Raw genomic sequence first — 15271 nt, 5'->3', positions numbered from 1 at the left:
GCGACGGGCCGCGCGCCCGCGGGCGCGGCGGTGGCGGCCACGGGCGGCGTCGCGGGCGCCGGGCCGGCGGGTGCGAGGCTCACAGCTCCTCCTCCTTGACCGTCGCGCGCACGTAGTACGCCGAGATCACGAGCATGATGACGGTGAAGATCACGGCGATCGCGCTCGCGGCGCCGTAGTGGCCCTGCGCCATGCCCATCTCGTAGATGTAGACGCCGAGCGTGCTCGTCTCGGACTTGATGCCGCCGATGCCCTGCAGCACGAAGATCTGCGTGAAGACCTTGAGGTCCCAGATCATCGACAGGACGACCAGCACGACGTAGATGGACCGGACGTACGGCACCTGGATCCCGAAGAACCGCTGCCGCGCGCTCGCGCCGTCGAGCTGCGCCGCCTCGATCACCTCGCCGGGGACCTGCGTGAAGCCCGCGTAGAGCGTGAACGCGACGAACGGGATCGCGCCCCACACGACGACGAGCGCCGCCACCGCGAAGAAGGACAGCGGGTCGATGAGCCAGGGGTGGCCCGTCCAGCTGGTCGACGTGAGCCGGGTGAGCAGGTGGTTGACGACGCCGTACTGCGTGTCGAACATCCAGCCCCACACGAGCATGGCGGCCAGCGGCGGCATCGCCCACGCCAGCAGCAGCCCGACCGACAGCACGAGGCGCAGCGCCCTGCCGAGCTTCATGAGCAGCAGCGCGACGAGCGTGCCGAGCGTGATCGTCAGGGCGACGCACACGACCATGAACGCGAAGCTGCGGGCCGTGACGGTCCAGAACCGGCCGTCGGTGAGCGTGGCCGTGTAGTTGTCGAGCCCGACGAACGGCGCGGGCACGCCCAGCAGCTGCGCGCGCTCGTACTCGTGGACCGACAGCCACAGCATGCGGACGAGCGGGTAGCCGGTGATGACGGCCAGCACCGCGAGGCTGGGCGCGAGGAACAGCCACGGCAGCAGCCGGGCGGGGGTGATCGCGCGCGACGCGCGCGGGGCCGGCGCGCTGGGCGGCGCGGCCTGGAGCGTGGTGGTGCTCATCGACTTCCTCCGACGGACGGGCGGGGGCCGGGCGGGCGCACGGGGCACCCGCCCGCCGGGTCCGCGCACGGCGGCGCGGGCCCGGCGGACGCGGGGTCAGCCGTTGAGGATCGACTCGATGGTCGCGTCGAGCTGCTTCGCGACGGTCGGCACGTCGCCGCCCTGCGCGATCTGGACGAGCGCGTCCTGGATGACGCGCTGCGCCTCGACATCGCCCCACTTCGGCGACGCGGGGGTGAGCTCGGCGTTGGCGGCCGCCGCGGCGGACGCCTGCGTGAACTCGTCGTCCGGCAGCGCCGAGGCGAGCGACTTCTTCGCCGGGATCATCGAGTTCTCGGCGAGAATCGTCTGGTACTCGTCGGAGAGCATGATCGTCAGGGCCTTCTTGGCCAGGTCGACGTTCTTCGACTTGGTGGCCACCGCGACGTTCGAGCCGCCCGCGAACACCTTGGCGGTGGTGCCGGCCTCCTTGCCGGGCAGCGGGAACGCGTGCAGGTCGGAGCCGTACGTGTCCGCGCAGCCCGGGATCTCGGCGTCGGCCGCGGCCTCGATGGAGCCCCGCAGCCAGTTCGGCGCGGACAGGAACGTGGTCTGCCCGGCGCAGAACGGCACCTGCAGCTCGGACTCGTCGCCGTCCTTGGGGGCGTTGGACGCCTTCGTCATGAGCTGCTGGACCTGCTCGAGCCCCGCGATGCCGCCCTCGGAGGAGAACCCGGCCTTCCAGGTGCCGTCGTCCTGCGGCTCGGCGATGAAGCCGCCGTTCTCCCACACGAACGGCAACGCGTTGTACCAGTCCTGCCCGGGGAACCACACGCCCGAGCGCTCGGGCGTCGTGACCTGCTCGGCCGTGCTCACGTACTCGTCGAGCGTCGTGGGCACCGCCGTGCTGCCGAGGAGCTGCTGGCTGTAGAAGACGATGCGCGAGCCGGCGTAGTACGGGGCCGCGTAGAACGTGTCCTCCCACGTGCCGGCCTTGACGAAGCCGGGCAGCAGGTCGTCGCCGCCGAGGTCGGCCTCGATGTCGTCGAGCGGCGCGAAGAACCCGGCGGACGTGAACGTCGCGGCCTGCGTGTTGCCGACCTCGACCACGTCGGGCGAGTCGGACGACGACAGCGCGGTCGTGAGCTTGTCGACCAGGCCCGTCCACGACTGCTCCTCGATCGTGAGCGTCGAGCCGGGGTTCTCGTCCTCGAAGGTCGTCGTGAGGTACTCGCGCGCCTTGTCGGGCGTGTCGGTGCCGACGAGCCACACGCGGATCTCGGCGCCGTCGGAGCCGCCCGACGACCCGCCGGTGCCGCCACCGCCCGCCGTGTCGCCGCTGGAGCACGCCGTGAGCAGGAGCGCTGCCGCGAGACCGGCGGCGCCGAAACGTAGGATCTTCACGTTGGGGTCCCTTCCCTGAGCGAGGCGGTCGTCGCCACGACGACCGCCGGGGGTGGTGCTGCCGACCTGCTGGACGGTCGGCTCGAGGTCGTCACGTGACCTCGGGCCGGCCCCGGTGCGCGGCTCGGGACCGTCACGTGATCCCGAGCTGCCCGGACAGGACGAGCACGGCGGCACCCGCGAGCGCCGCGTCCTCGTCGAGCGTGGCCATCCGCAACCGCAGGTCGTGCCCGATCACGGGCATCGTCCGGTCGCGGAGCATGGTGGTCGCCGCCTCCCGCAGGGGTCCGTCGAGCAGCTCGTCCGGACCGGAGAGCAGGACCTCGGCGAGGTTGAGCGCACTGACGACGGGCGCGAGGCAGCGGCCCAGCGTCCGTCCGACCGACGCCAGCGCGGCGTCGGCGTCCTCGGGGGCGAGACCGGCGGTGCGACGGCGCAGGGCCGGCGCGCTCAGCACGGTCTCGAGGCAGCCGGCGCGGCCGCACGCGCAGGGCTGCGGCGCCTCGCCCGGCGTGTCGTCGTCGACGACGGTGACGTGCCCGATCTCGCCGGCCGCGTGGCCGCGGCCGCGCACGAGCGCGCCGTCCACGAGGAGCCCGGCGCCGACACCCTGGCCGACGGTGACGATCATGGTGCTCGGGTCGGCGCCGCCGTAGGTGTACTCCCCCAGCGCGCGCGTGTTGGCGTCGTTGGCGACGTGCACGGGCACGCCCAGCGCGGCGGAGAGCCGGGACGCGAGCGGCACGTCGTACCAGCCGCGGTTGGGCGCCTCGACGACGCGGCCCGCGTCGTCGATGACGCCGGGCGACGAGATGCCGACGCCCACGACGGGCCGCGCGGCGGCGGCGACGAGCCGACGCGCGACGTCCTCGACGAGCGCGAGCGCGGCCTCGCCGGTCGCGCCGCCGGTGGGGACGCGCTCGCGGCGCACGACCTCCCCGACGAGCGTCATGACGGCGCCGTGCACGGTGTCGTCGTCGGTGAGGTCGAGCGTGACGACGTGGTGGTCGTCGGCGCGCAGCCCGACGAGGGTCGCGGGCTTGCCGACGCGGGCCTCGGAGCGGACGCCGAGCTCGGCGACGAGGTCCTCGGCGAGCAGCGCGGCCACCAGGTCGGAGACGGTCACGCGCGTGAGGCCCGTGCTGCGCGCGATGTCGGCGCGGGACGACGGGCCCTCGTGGAAGAGGTGCCCGAGCACGAGCGCCCGGTTGTGGGCCCGCGCGTGCTCCGGGAGCACCTTGGCGGTCGGTCGCAGCTGGCGCTGGACCGGGCCTCCCGGGCGGCCCGTCCCGGACCTCGTCGTCGTGGACATGTTTGTTAGTACACCTTCCTTATTAATCGCCGTCAAGGGTCGTGAGTGACCGTGATCACATCGTGATCGGGCGTTCACACGGGTGCGCCCGGCGGGCGACGCGGCGGTAACACGGGCCTCGTCGCACGACGTCGCTGCAGGTCAAACGCGGGGCAGAGCCAGGACCGGGCCAGGACAGCGACGCTGACGGGAGCAGGGCGGGCGTGGCACGCGCGCGGGTCAGGCGCCGGTGAGCACCTCGGGGACCACGCCCTCGTCGGCGGCGGCGAGCCACCCGCGCGCACCCGCGTGCCGTACCGACACGGTCGCGCACCGGACTCCCTCGACGAGCGCGTCGAGCGAGCCGCTCCCCCGCGCGAGCGCCGCGGCCGTCGCGCCGTGCAGCACGTCACCCGCCCCCAGCGTGTCCACGACGTCGCCCGCGCCGACCCTCGCGGGGCGCACGCGCTCGTGCACCACGCCACCCCCGGCGACCGTGCGCCGCACGCGCACGTCACCCGCGCCGGCGCTGCGCGCGACGACCCGCGGGCCGTGCGCGGCCACGGCGGCGAGCACCGCCGCCACGGCGGCCTCCTGCTCCGCGCCCGTCGCCGCGCGCGGGTCCGCGAGGCCCGGGACCAGCAGGTCGGCCGAGAGCACCGCGTGGTCCACGACCGCGAGCAGGTCCGGCGTCGTCGGCTTCCACGACCCGCCGTCCAGCAGCACGGGCAGCCCGGCGGCGCGTGCCGCGCGCGCCACGGGCACCGCCGCGCCCGCGTGGTGGCCGTCGACCAGCAGCGCGGTCGCGCCGTCGAGCACGCGCACGTCCGCCGCGACGTGCGGCGCCCGCGCGCCGTTGACCGACACGACCGCACGCTCCCCCGTGCCGCGCGTCACGAGCACCGTCGAGACCGGCAGCACGCCCTCGGCACCCCGCGCGAGGTCCACGACGTCCACGCCCGCGGCCGCCAGACCCGCGCGGGCCACGTCCGCCAGCGGGCCGGCGCCCAGCACCGTCACGAGCGTCGTCGGCACGCCCAGAGCGACCGCCACGGCGGCCGCGTTCGCCGCGGGCCCGCCGAACGTCACGTCGAGGCCGTCGGCGACGACCTTCTCGTCGGCACCCGGCAGCCGGTCGACCACCTGCGTGACGTCGAGCGTCGTCAGGCCGCAGCAGACCAGTCGCGTGCTCATCGCGGCATCGTCCCAGACGCGCGCGCGCAGCCGCGGCGCACCAGCCACGGCGCGCGCCCGGACCACGACCGTGTGAACGCTCACACCTTCAACGTTTCACCGTGCCCGGCGCCCTTCTCGCGGGCCGCACGACCGTGCTTGGCTCCCCGCACGCCCGTGCCCACGTCCCGGGAGGACCCCATGCACCGCAGACCCCGCACCGCCCGGCCGCCGCTGCGCGCCGTGCTCACCGCCGCGCTCGTGCTCGCGCTCGGCGGCACGCTGGCCCTGACGACCGCGCCGGCCGCGTCCGCCGCGAGCGTCGACACCACCGCCTGGTACGTCCTGGTCAACCGGCAGTCCGGCAAGGTCATGGACGTGCGGGACACGTCGACCGCCGACGGCGCCGTCATCCAGCAGTGGCCGCGCAACGACGGCGCGTGGCAGCAGTGGCAGTTCGTCGACTCGGGGTCGGGCTGGTACCGCCTGAAGTCGCGGCACTCGGGCAAGGTCCTCGACCTGTGGGAGTGGTCCACCGCCGACGGCGCCGGGTTCCGGCAGTACACCGACCTCGGCGCGACCAACCAGCAGTTCAAGCTCGTCGACTCCGCGAGCGGCGCGTACGTCCGGCTCGTCAACCGGCACTCGTCCAAGGTCGTCACGGTCACCGACCGGTCCACGGCCGACGGCGCGACCGTCACGCAGCTCACGGACAACAACCAGTACAACCAGCAGTGGCAGCTCGTGAAGGTCGGCAGCGGCGCGCCCACGCAGCCGACGCCCCAGCCGACCGCCGCCCCCGGCGCGTTCCCGGCGTGGCCGACCGCCCAGGGGCAGCAGAAGGTGTCGGCGACCATCAAGATCCAGGGCACGCGCGACATGGGCATGGTCCGCTACTACGGCATCGCGCCGGGCGGCCAGGACGAGGGCCAGCCCCCCATGTTCGAGCTCGCGGACGGCGCCGTCCTCAAGAACGTCATCCTCGGGACCGGCGCCGGCGACGGCATCCACTGCCGCGGCACCTGCACGCTGCAGAACGTCTGGTGGGAGGACGTCGGCGAGGACGCCGCGACGTTCAAGGGCACGTCCGCGTCCCAGACCATGACCGTCGACGGCGGCGGCGCGCGCCTCGCGTCCGACAAGGTGTTCCAGCACAACGGCCCCGGCACGTTCGTGATCAAGAACTTCCAGGTCAGCGACTTCGGCAAGCTCTACCGCTCGTGCGGCAACTGCTCGACCCAGCACGCCCGCACCGTGCAGGTGCAGAACGTGCTCGTGACCGCCCCGGGCAAGGCGCTCGTCGGCATCAACCCCAACCTCGGGGACCGCGCGACGATCACCGGCGTGACGGTCGTCAACGACCCGTCCCGCAAGATCGCGATCTGCGAGGAGTACCGCGGGGTCACGTCGGGCGAGCCGACGAAGGTTGCGACCGGCCCCAGCGCCGCGTGCGGCTACAGCCCGTCCGGCATCACGTACCGCTGACGGACCCCGCACCGGTCCGACGCGCGCGCGGCCGTGCCCGGTCGACGAGCCCCCAGGCCGTCGCACCGAGCACGGCCGCGGCCGTGAGCACGGCCGGCCACGGCCCGGCGACGTCGGCCGCGACGTGCGACGCGACGAACAGCGCGAGCCCCACCACGAGCACGACGACGGGCCGCCACCACCCGACGCGCGGCACCGCCACGCGCAGGCACCACGCGGCCGTGACCAGCAGCACCAGACCGCCGAGCCAGCGCACGCCCGTGCCCTGGGCGAGCGCGAACGCGACGACGAGACCGGTGGCGGCGACCGCCGCGACGGGGACGCGGGACATGACGCCCACGGTAGCCGCGGCGCACGACCGGACGTCCCGTGCGAGAACGCACCCACCGGCCCTACGGTGGGCGGGTGCGCGAGTCGCACCCCGCTCGTCGAACCCTGGAGAACCCCGTGCCCACGCCGCCCATCGACCCGACGACCACGAGCGCCTGGCAGGCGCTCTCGGAGCACGAGAGCACGCTGCGCCCCGACCTGCGCACGTGGTTCGCGCAGGACCCCGAGCGCGCGCAGCGCCTCACGCTGCCGCTCGCGGACCTCACGGTCGACCTGTCGAAGAACCTCGTGACCGACGAGACGATCGCGCTGCTGGCGCGTCTCGCGGACGAGGTGCAGCTCACCGACCGGTTCGCCGCGATGCTCGCGGGCGAGCGCATCAACGTCACCGAGGACCGCGCGGTGCTGCACACCGCGCTGCGCCGCCCCGCGGGCGCGCAGCCTCCCCTGGTCGTCGACGGGCAGCAGGTCGACGAGGACGTGCAGCGCGTGCTGGCCGAGGTGTCCGCGTTCGCCGAGAAGGTCCGCTCGGGCGCGTGGACCGGCGTCACGGGCGAGCGCGTGCGCACGGTCGTCAACATCGGCATCGGCGGCTCCGACCTCGGGCCCGTCATGGTCTACGAGGCGCTCGCGCCGTACGTCGCCGACGACCTCGAGGTGCGGTTCGTCTCGAACATCGACCCGACGGACCTCGCGCAGAAGACGGCCGACCTCGACCCGACGACCACGCTGTTCATCGTCGCGTCCAAGACGTTCACGACGCTCGAGACGCTGACCAACGCGCGCCTGGCGCGCGCCTGGCTGTGGGAGCGGCTCGTCGGCGAGGGCCGCATCGAGGACACCGACGAGGCGCGGCGCGGCGCGGTCGCGCAGCACTTCGTCGCGGTCTCGACGGCGCTCGACAAGGTCGCCGAGTTCGGCATCGACCCGGCCAACGCGTTCGGGTTCTGGGACTGGGTCGGCGGGCGCTACTCGGTCGACTCCGCGATCGGCACGTCCCTCGCGATCGCGATCGGCCCCGACGCGTTCCGCGAGCTGCTCGCGGGCTTCCACGCGGTCGACGAGCACGCCCGTACGACCCCGTTCGAGCGCAACGTGCCGTTCCTCATGGGCCTGCTCAACGTCTGGTACGTCAACTTCCTCGGCGCGCACACGCACGCCGTGCTCCCGTACGCGCAGCAGCTGCACCGCTTCCCGGCGTACCTGCAGCAGCTCACCATGGAGTCCAACGGCAAGTCCGTGCGCTGGGACGGCACGCCCGTCACGACGCAGACCGGCGAGGTCTTCTGGGGCGAGCCCGGCACCAACGGCCAGCACGCGTTCTACCAGCTCATCCACCAGGGCACGCGCCTCATCCCGGCCGACTTCATCGCGGTCGCCAACCCCGCGTACCCGCTGCGCGACGGCGAGACCGACGTGCACGCGCTGTTCCTCGCGAACTTCTTCGCGCAGACCAAGGCGCTCGCGTTCGGCAAGACCGCCGACGAGGTGCGCGCCGAGGGCACCGCCGAGGAGATCGTGCCCGCGCGCGTGTTCTCGGGGAACCGCCCCACCACGTCGATCCTCGCACCGGCGCTCACGCCGTCGGTCGTGGGGCAGCTCATCGCGCTGTACGAGCACATCACGTTCGCGCAGGGCGTCGTGTGGGGCATCGACTCGTTCGACCAGTGGGGCGTCGAGCTGGGCAAGAAGCTCGCCCTCGAGATCGCCCCCGCGGTGCAGGGCGACGCGGCCGCGCTCGACGCGCAGGACCCGTCGACCCGGTCGCTCATCGCGAGGTACCTCGAGCTGCGGGACTGACCCGCGCGGCCGTCGCGGCACGGCGACGGCGCACGCACCGCGGCCCGCGGTCGGCACGGCTCCCCGAGCGGGGTGGTCGTGCGGACCGCGGGCCGTCGTGCGTCCGGGACGCGTGCGCGGGCCGCGGACGGGTCCTGGCCGAGGGCGCGGCACCTGCGACACGACGGTCGACGGCGGCGACCCGTCAGGCCCGCGTCAGCGTGCCGTGCAGGTGACCGCGCCGACAGGCGGCTCGCCGGTGCCCTGGAAGCCGAGCTCGGCCGCCGCGCCGGGTGCGAGCGCGCCGTTCCACGCGACCGCGTCGAACGTGACCGACGACGAGCCCGACACGGTGGCGCTCCAGGCGTGCGCGACCTGGTTCGCCGGCAGCGGCACCGCGACCTGCCAGCCGGACGTGGCCGACGTGCCGCTGCTCGTCACGCGCACGGTCGCGACGAAGCCGCCCGGCCACCGGCTCGTGACCGTGAGGACGGCCGTGCAGGCCGCGCCCGCGGGCGGGGTGGGCGTGGGTGTCGACGTGGGCGTCGACGTCGAGGTCGGCGTCGGGGTCGGGGTCGCGGTGGGCGTCGGCGTCGGCGTCGGGGTGACGGTGGGCGACGGGCCGGGCGTCGGCGCCGTGCCCTCGACGAGCGCGAGCGCCCGCTCGACCACGGGCAGCCAGGTCGCGGCCATGCGCACCGTGCCGGCGTCGTTCGGGTGCACGCCGTCCGACGTGTCGCGCGCGGGGTCCCAGCCGGTCCAGTGGTCGGCGACCAGCACGGGCGAGCCCGGCGTCGACGTCGCGGCGGCCCACGCGGGGACCTCGGCGTTGAGCGCCTCGGTGCGAGCCGGGCACTGCGCGCACGACGGCGGCGCGACGGGGATGATCTGCGCGGCCACGACCACGACGTGCGGGTCGACCGCGCGCATCTGCCGCACGAGCGTCGTCCACGCGTCGAGGACCTGCTGCGGCGTCCGTGCGCTCCACACGTCGTTGGTCGCGAAGTGCATGAGCACGACCTGCGGGCGCGTGGCCGCGAACCACGCGGCCGCCTCGCCGGACGCGGCGACGTTCGTCACGAGCGCCCCGCCGTGCCCCTCGTTGTCGCCGTCGTGCGCGATGCCGCAGCCCTGCGGCGGCAGCGTGCCGACCATGTCGACGCGGTGCCCGGCGGCGGTGAGGTCGCGGTGCAGGAGCGCGCGCCAGCAGCCGGGCGAGCCCGTGATGGAGTCGCCGAGCGCCATGACGCGGACGGGCTCGGCGTCGGCCGCGACGGACGGGGCGACCGAGGCCGCCCCGGGAGCCGCGAGCGCACCCGGCGCGGTCGCGGCACCGGCCGGCACGAGCAGCGCGAGACCGACGACGGTCGCGAGCGCGCGGAGCCGCCGACGACGGACGGGGCGGGACGGAGGGCTGGTGGCCATGCTCACGGCTCCTTCGACGCGGGTCCGCGCGCGGCGCGGGCGGGCGGCGCACGCCCACGGGGCCGAGCGTCGCGCGGACCCGCCGCGCGCGGGACCGTCGAAGCGTTTCACCGTCGACCGCGTCGCCGTCGGGCGGTCACGCGGCCTCGCGCTCGCTCGCCGACGACCCGCACGCCGCCGCGTGGCAGGCTGGCCCCGACGACGCGCACGGCGTCGGGAGCCGGACGGGAGGTGCACCGTGGCCGAGCCGCAGGGCCGGGTCCGCGTCGACGCCTGGGCGTGGGCGGTGCGGCTGTTCCCGACGCGCTCGGCCGCCGGGGCCGCGTGCCGCGCGGGCCACGTGCGCGTCAACGGCGAGCGCGCCAAGCCCGCGACGCAGGTCGTCCCGGGCGACGAGGTGCAGATCCGCGGCGCGGGCCGCGAACGGCTCGTCGTCGTGCACCGGCTGCTGGTCAAGCGCGTGTCCGCGGAGATCGCGCAGGCCTCCTACCTCGACCGCTCCCCCGCCCCCGTGCCGCGCACCCAGGTCGCGGTCGCGGCGCAGCGCGACCGCGGCGCGGGCCGGCCCACCAAGCGCGACCGCCGGGCGATCGAGCGGCTGCGGGGCCGCTGACGCGTCAGCGCGCCGCGTCGCCCGTCGGGCCGGGACCCGCCCCGAGGCCCGCGATCCAGTCGCGCACACCGGTCGCGTCGAGCAGGTCCGCGACGCGCGGGCTCACCGCCGTCAGCCGCAGCGGGACGCCGCGCTCGTCGGCGTCCCGCGCGAGGCGCACGAGCACCGACAGGCCGCTGGAGTCGAGGAACGTCACGGCGCCCGCGTCGACCTCGACGCCCGTGACGTCGGGCTCCGCGAGCGCCGCCCACAGCGGCGGCGTGTCCCGCTCGCGCACCGCCAGGTCCACCGCGCCGTCGAGCACGACGCGCAGCACCGCGCCCTCGCGGCGCACGGCGAGCCCGCCGTCGCGCACGCCCGGTCCCGTCGTCACGCGCCGAGTGTGCCGCGCGTCACCGGGCGCGGCACGCCGAACGGGCGCGTCGGCGCCCGGGTGCATCCTGGAGGTGTGACCGCCGCCCACCCCGTGACCGCACCGCCGCGCGCCCCGCACGCGACCGGCGACGTCGGTACGGTCGTCGCGTGCCCGGGGCACGTCGACCCGCGACGCACGGTCGGTCGCCTGCGCCGCGGCGCGGGCGACCCCACGTGGGCCACCGTCGACGGCGCCGTCTGGCACGCGACGCGCCGGGCGTCCGGGCCCGCGACGCTGCGCCTCACCGGCGTCCCGGGCGGCGTGCGCGCCGACGCGTGGGGGCCCGGCGCGGCCGACGTGCTCGCCGACGTGCCCGGTCTGCTCGGCCTGCTCGACGACCCGACCGGGTTCGCGGCGCACCTGCACCCCGCGGTCGCGCGCGCCCACCGCACGCACGCGTCGCTGCGGCTCGCGCGCGGCGGCGACGTGTGGTCCACGGTCGTGACGTCGGTCCTCGAGCAGCGCGTCGTCGGGACCGACGCCAAGGCGTCGTGGCGCCGTCTCGTCGCGCGGCACGGCGACCCTGCTCCCGGGCCCGCGCCGGCGGGCCTGCGCGTCGCGCCGCCGCCCGCGGCGTGGGGAGCCCTGCCGGTGTGGGAGTGGCGGCAGGCGGGCGTCGACGCGCACCGCGCCGACGCGGTCCGGCGCGCCGCCGCCGTGGCGCACCGGCTGACGCCCGACCTCGCGCCCGCCGAGCTCGGGCGGCGCCTGCAGACCGTGCCCGGCATCGGCCCGTGGACCGCGGCGGAGGTCACGTCGCGCGCGCTGGGCGACCCCGACGCCGTGCAGGTCGGGGACGCCCACCTCCCGCACCTCGTCGGGTGGGCGCTGACGGGGCGACGCGCGGACGACGCCGGCATGCTGCACCTGCTCGCGCCGTGGGCCGGGCACCGTCAGCGCGTGCTCGTGCTGCTGGAGGTCGCGTACCGCGGCGCCATGCCCGCGTACGGGCCGCGGGGGCGGCGCGCCCTGCCGATGCGCTGACGGGCCGCGCCGGCGGGCGGGTCGCGGGGCGCGCGGCACGCCGAGGGGCTGCGCGGGCGTGCCCCCGCCGCGCCGCGCCGGGATACTGGCCGCTCACCGTCGCACCACTCGAGGAGGACCCCGATGAGCAACGACACCGGCGCCCGCAGCACCGACCCGGCCCCCGAGGCGCCCACGCGCGCCCTGAGCGGCGTGCTGTGCCTCGTGCTGTTCGTCGGCGCGTTCGCGCTGCTCACCATCGGCTTCAGCAGCAGCGACGGCACCACCGGCGCGCTCGTGGCGACCGCGGGCATCCTGGCCTTCGGCCTCGCGTTCGCGATCCCGACGACGATCCTGCCGGCGCTCGAGGAGCGCGACCGCCGGTGACGCCCGCCCCCGCGAGCCTCGTGCTCGTGCGTCACGGCGAGAGCGTCGGCAACGTCGCGGCCACGCACGCCGAGCGCACGCAGGCCCTCGTCGTCGACGTCGCGACGCGGGACGCCGACACGCCGCTGTCGGAGCGCGGCCGTGAGCAGGCGAAGGCGCTCGGCGCGTGGCTCGCGGACCTCCCGGCCGGCGAGGTGCCCGAGGTCGTGTGGTGCTCGCCGTACGTGCGCACGCAGCAGACCGCGCGGATCGCGCTCGAGACCGCCGGCCTCGACCTGCCGGTGCGTCTCGACGAGCGGCTGCGCGACCGCGAGCTGGGCGTGCTCGACCGCCTCACGTGGCGCGGCGTGCTCGAGCACCACCCGGCCGAGGCCGAGCGCCGCCGGCACCTCGGCAAGATGTACCACCGCCCGCCCGGCGGCGAGTCGTGGGCCGACGTCGCGCTGCGGCTGCGCGCGGCGCTGCGCGACCTGCAGGAGCGGGACGCCGGCCGGCGCGTGCTCGTCGTCGTGCACGACGCGGTCGTGATGCTGCTGCGCTACGTGCTCGAGGAGCTCACCGAGGACGAGCTCATGACGATCGTGCGCGGCAGCAGCGTGCACAACGCGTCCGTCACGCGTCTCGACCGGGTCGACGGCGCGTGGCGGCTCGCGGCGTTCGACGACGTCGCGCACCTGGCCGAGCTCGACGCGCCGATCACCGAGCACGAGGGCACGGAGGACACGCATGGGTGACACCGCCGTCCTGAGCCCCACGCTGCTGCGGGAGCACCCGCTGCCGGAGCCGACCGGTGGCAAGGACGCGCGCGGCGGCGTGCTCGTGCTCGGCGGTGCGCGCGGCACGCCGGGCGCCGTCCTGCTCGCGGGGCTCGCGGCCCTGCGGGTCGGCGCGGGGCGGCTGTCCCTGGCCGTCGCGGAGTCGGTCGCAGGGCCGCTCGCGGTCGCGGTGCCCGAGGCCGGCGTGCTCGGACTGCCCGAGCGCCCCGACGGCGCCGTCGCCGGGCCCGGCGACGGCGTCCTGGACGCCGAGCTCGCGCGCGCCGACGTCGTCGTGGTCGGCCCCGGGCTGGACGCGCCGGCCGGGACGCTCGCGCTGCTGCGCGCCGTGCTCGCCCACGCCCCCGCGACGACGCCGCTCGTGCTCGACGCGTTCGCGCTCGGCGTGCTGCGCGACGCGTCGGACGTGCGCGAGGCCGTGCGCGGGCGGGCCGTGCTGACGCCGAACTCCACCGAGGCCGCCTACCTGCTCGGGTCGTCCGACGCGGCGCCCGACGAGGGGCACGACGACGGCGACGAGCCCGTCGCGGCCCGGCTGGCCGACGCCTACGGCACGGTCGTGGTGTGCGCGGGCGTCGTCGCCGAGCCCGGGGGCCGGCGCTGGCGCTCGTCGACCGGGCACTCGGGCCTCGGCACGTCCGGCAGCGGCGACGTGCTCGCGGGCGCCGTCGCCGGGCTGCTCGCGCGCGGCGCCGACCCGGCGCAGGCCGCGTGCTTCGGCGTCGAGGCGCACGGGCTCGCGGGCGACCGCCTCGCGGCCGCCGTCGGACCCCTCGGCTACCTGGCCCGCGAGCTGCTCGACGAGCTGCCGCGCGTGCTGGTCGAGCTGCGCTCCCGCTGACCCCGGCCCGGTCGCCCCGGACGCCCCGGCGCGACCGGCCCCCGATGGCGCAGACTGGTGCCGTGGACACACCTCGCATGAACGTCGAGTCGTTCAACCTCGACCACCGGACCGTCGCCGCGCCGTACCTCCGGCTCGCGGACCTCAAGCAGCTGCCGCACGGGGACGTCATCTCCAAGTTCGACGTGCGCTTCACGCAGCCCAACGTCGCGCACCTCGAGATGCCGGCCGTGCACTCGCTCGAGCACCTGTTCGCCGAGCACTCGCGGAACCACTCCGACCGCGTGCTCGACTTCTCCCCCATGGGCTGCCAGACGGGCTTCTACCTCATGCTCGAGGGTCGCTGGAGCACCGAGGAGGTCGCCGAGCTGGTCGCCGCGACGCTCACGGACGTGCTCGACGCGACCGAGGTCCCCGCGGCCAACGAGGTGCAGTGCGGCTGGGGCGCGAACCACACGCTGACCGGTGCGCAGGACGCCGCGCGCGCGTTCCTCGCGCAGCGCGACGCGTGGGCCACGGTCACCGCGTGAGCACCGACCTGTCCGCCGCACCCGGCGTGCGGGTCGACGCGGTCGTCGTCACGGCCATGGGCGTCGAGGCGTCGCCGTTCCTCGACCGGGCGACCGCCGTCGGCGACGAGGTCGACGTCGCGGGTGCCGCGCGCCGCGTGCTCGACCTCGGCGGCCCGCGCGTGCTGCTCGTGACCTGCGGCATCGGGCTCGTCAACGCCGCGACCGCTGCCGCGCTCGCGCTGCACGGATCGGGGGCCCGCGCGGTGCTGAGCGCGGGCTCGGCCGGCGGCATGGGCCTCGACGTGCGCGTCGGCGACGTCGTCGTCGGCGCCGACACCGTGTACGGCGCGGCCGACGCGCGCGTGTTCGGGTACGAGCTCGGGCAGGTGCCGCGCATGCCCGCGCGGTACGACGCCGACCCGGCGCTGCTCGCCGCGGTCGCGGGCGTCGACGCGGGCGGGCTCACGGTCCGGACCGGCACGATCCTGTCGAGCGACGTGTTCGTCGACGCCGAGCGCGTCGTCGGCATGCGCGAGGCGTTCCCGGGTGCGCTCGCGTGCGACATGGAGTCGGCCGCGCTCGCGCACACCGCGCACCTCGCGGGCGTGCCGTTCGTGTCGGTGCGCGGCATCTCCGACCTGTGCGGCCCGATCGCGGGCGTCGACTTCTCGGCGCACGTCGACGACGCGGCGGAGCGGTCCGCGACGATCGTCCTGGGGCTGCTCGACGGCGTCCTCGCCGACGCCTGAGCGCACCCCGCGCTGCACGACGGGTCCGGCGCCGACGCGCACCGGACCCGTCGGCGCGTCCGGCATCGGTGCGCGCGTCGCCCTGCCGCGCGGCTCGTCCGCGTCGTGACGCCGCC

Annotated in this window: 16 protein-coding genes; 9 read left to right on the top strand and 7 right to left on the bottom strand. The window is 76.0% G+C overall.

The window, feature by feature from the left end; translation table 11 throughout:
* Window positions 1-79: 79 nt before the first annotated feature.
* The 4 genes from CS2_RS00460 to CS2_RS00445 form a co-directional block, all read right to left on the bottom strand.
* Window positions 80-1033, bottom strand: coding sequence for a carbohydrate ABC transporter permease (locus CS2_RS00460; protein WP_070318416.1), 954 nt, complete (start codon window positions 1031-1033; stop codon window positions 80-82).
* A 96-nt stretch (window positions 1034-1129) separates the two neighbouring features.
* On the bottom strand, window positions 1130-2416 hold the full coding sequence (locus CS2_RS00455) for an extracellular solute-binding protein (RefSeq protein ID WP_046527986.1): 1287 nt from the start codon (window positions 2414-2416) through the stop codon (window positions 1130-1132).
* Window positions 2417-2549: 133 nt separating this feature from the next.
* The gene (locus CS2_RS00450) at window positions 2550-3728 is read right to left on the bottom strand and encodes an ROK family transcriptional regulator (protein ID WP_070318415.1); all 1179 of its coding nucleotides are present in this window, start codon (window positions 3726-3728) and stop codon (window positions 2550-2552) included.
* Between the two features lie 219 nt (window positions 3729-3947).
* Entirely contained in the window at window positions 3948-4901 is a 954-nt protein-coding gene (locus tag CS2_RS00445; RefSeq protein WP_070318428.1) for a PfkB family carbohydrate kinase, read from the bottom strand.
* Between the two features lie 180 nt (window positions 4902-5081).
* Here CS2_RS00445 and CS2_RS00440 point away from each other — a divergent pair, with 180 nt between their 5' ends.
* Window positions 5082-6365 carry a pectate lyase gene (locus CS2_RS00440; protein WP_070318414.1) on the top strand — a complete coding sequence of 428 codons (1284 nt, stop codon included), beginning with the start codon at window positions 5082-5084 and terminating at the stop codon, window positions 6363-6365.
* Here CS2_RS00440 and CS2_RS00435 read toward each other — a convergent pair.
* On the bottom strand, window positions 6352-6696 hold the full coding sequence (locus CS2_RS00435) for a hypothetical protein (protein WP_046530415.1): 345 nt from the start codon (window positions 6694-6696) through the stop codon (window positions 6352-6354). The genes CS2_RS00440 and CS2_RS00435 overlap by 14 nt on opposite strands.
* Before the next feature lie 116 nt (window positions 6697-6812).
* On the opposite strand from CS2_RS00435, the gene pgi reads away from it, so the two are divergent.
* On the top strand, window positions 6813-8495 hold the full coding sequence (pgi, locus tag CS2_RS00430; protein WP_046527983.1) for a glucose-6-phosphate isomerase: 1683 nt from the start codon (window positions 6813-6815) through the stop codon (window positions 8493-8495).
* Between the two features lie 195 nt (window positions 8496-8690).
* Here the strand turns inward: pgi and CS2_RS00425 are convergent, their stop codons facing one another.
* Window positions 8691-9899, bottom strand: a complete 1209-nt coding sequence (locus CS2_RS00425) for a cellulose binding domain-containing protein (protein ID WP_082739561.1) — start codon at window positions 9897-9899, stop codon at window positions 8691-8693.
* 238 nt (window positions 9900-10137) lie between these two features.
* Here CS2_RS00425 and CS2_RS00420 point away from each other — a divergent pair, with 238 nt between their 5' ends.
* Window positions 10138-10512, top strand: a complete 375-nt coding sequence (locus tag CS2_RS00420) for an RNA-binding S4 domain-containing protein (protein WP_046527981.1) — start codon at window positions 10138-10140, stop codon at window positions 10510-10512.
* Between the two features lie 4 nt (window positions 10513-10516).
* Here the strand turns inward: CS2_RS00420 and CS2_RS00415 are convergent, their stop codons facing one another.
* Window positions 10517-10885 (bottom strand): STAS domain-containing protein, encoded by a 369-nt coding sequence (locus tag CS2_RS00415; RefSeq protein ID WP_206119947.1) that lies wholly within the window; start codon window positions 10883-10885, stop codon window positions 10517-10519.
* Between the two features lie 75 nt (window positions 10886-10960).
* Here CS2_RS00415 and CS2_RS00410 point away from each other — a divergent pair, with 75 nt between their 5' ends.
* From CS2_RS00410 to mtnN, 6 genes are all read left to right on the top strand, one after another.
* Entirely contained in the window at window positions 10961-11911 is a 951-nt protein-coding gene (locus CS2_RS00410; RefSeq protein WP_233421013.1) for a DNA-3-methyladenine glycosylase family protein, read from the top strand.
* Between the two features lie 123 nt (window positions 11912-12034).
* Window positions 12035-12277, top strand: coding sequence for a hypothetical protein (locus CS2_RS00405; protein ID WP_070318412.1), 243 nt, complete (start codon window positions 12035-12037; stop codon window positions 12275-12277).
* Complete coding sequence (locus CS2_RS00400; RefSeq protein ID WP_046527979.1) at window positions 12274-13011, top strand: histidine phosphatase family protein; 738 nt, start codon at window positions 12274-12276, stop codon at window positions 13009-13011. Before CS2_RS00405 ends, CS2_RS00400 begins: the two co-directional genes overlap by 4 nt.
* Window positions 13004-13894: an NAD(P)H-hydrate dehydratase gene (locus CS2_RS00395; protein WP_070318411.1), complete on the top strand. Its 891-nt coding sequence runs from the start codon at window positions 13004-13006 to the stop codon at window positions 13892-13894. Before CS2_RS00400 ends, CS2_RS00395 begins: the two co-directional genes overlap by 8 nt.
* Before the next feature lie 77 nt (window positions 13895-13971).
* On the top strand, window positions 13972-14424 hold the full coding sequence (locus CS2_RS00390) for an S-ribosylhomocysteine lyase (RefSeq protein ID WP_046527977.1): 453 nt from the start codon (window positions 13972-13974) through the stop codon (window positions 14422-14424).
* Entirely contained in the window at window positions 14421-15155 is a 735-nt protein-coding gene (gene mtnN / locus CS2_RS00385; RefSeq protein WP_046530412.1) for a 5'-methylthioadenosine/S-adenosylhomocysteine nucleosidase, read from the top strand. The genes CS2_RS00390 and mtnN overlap by 4 nt, the downstream gene beginning before the upstream one ends.
* Window positions 15156-15271 lie beyond the last annotated feature (116 nt).

It is taken from the genome of Cellulomonas iranensis NBRC 101100 = JCM 18110 (genome assembly GCF_001552375.1).
Taxonomy (GTDB): domain Bacteria; phylum Actinomycetota; class Actinomycetes; order Actinomycetales; family Cellulomonadaceae; genus Cellulomonas; species Cellulomonas iranensis.
The sequence above is the reverse complement of the archived record's forward strand: the minus strand, read 5'-3'. Positions and strand labels throughout refer to the sequence as shown.

Coding starts and splice junctions, on each gene's coding strand:
- CS2_RS00405 (WP_070318412.1), top strand. CDS start 12,035: ATGAGCAACGACACCGGCGCCCGCAGCACCGACCCGGCCCCCGAGGCG.
- CS2_RS00440 (WP_070318414.1), top strand. CDS start 5,082: ATGCACCGCAGACCCCGCACCGCCCGGCCGCCGCTGCGCGCCGTGCTC.
- CS2_RS00450 (WP_070318415.1), bottom strand. CDS start 3,728: ATGTCCACGACGACGAGGTCCGGGACGGGCCGCCCGGGAGGCCCGGTC.
- CS2_RS00435 (WP_046530415.1), bottom strand. CDS start 6,696: ATGTCCCGCGTCCCCGTCGCGGCGGTCGCCGCCACCGGTCTCGTCGTC.
- CS2_RS00390 (WP_046527977.1), top strand. CDS start 13,972: ATGAACGTCGAGTCGTTCAACCTCGACCACCGGACCGTCGCCGCGCCG.
- CS2_RS00395 (WP_070318411.1), top strand. CDS start 13,004: ATGGGTGACACCGCCGTCCTGAGCCCCACGCTGCTGCGGGAGCACCCG.
- CS2_RS00460 (WP_070318416.1), bottom strand. CDS start 1,033: ATGAGCACCACCACGCTCCAGGCCGCGCCGCCCAGCGCGCCGGCCCCG.
- CS2_RS00445 (WP_070318428.1), bottom strand. CDS start 4,901: ATGAGCACGCGACTGGTCTGCTGCGGCCTGACGACGCTCGACGTCACG.
- CS2_RS00425 (WP_082739561.1), bottom strand. CDS start 9,899: ATGGCCACCAGCCCTCCGTCCCGCCCCGTCCGTCGTCGGCGGCTCCGC.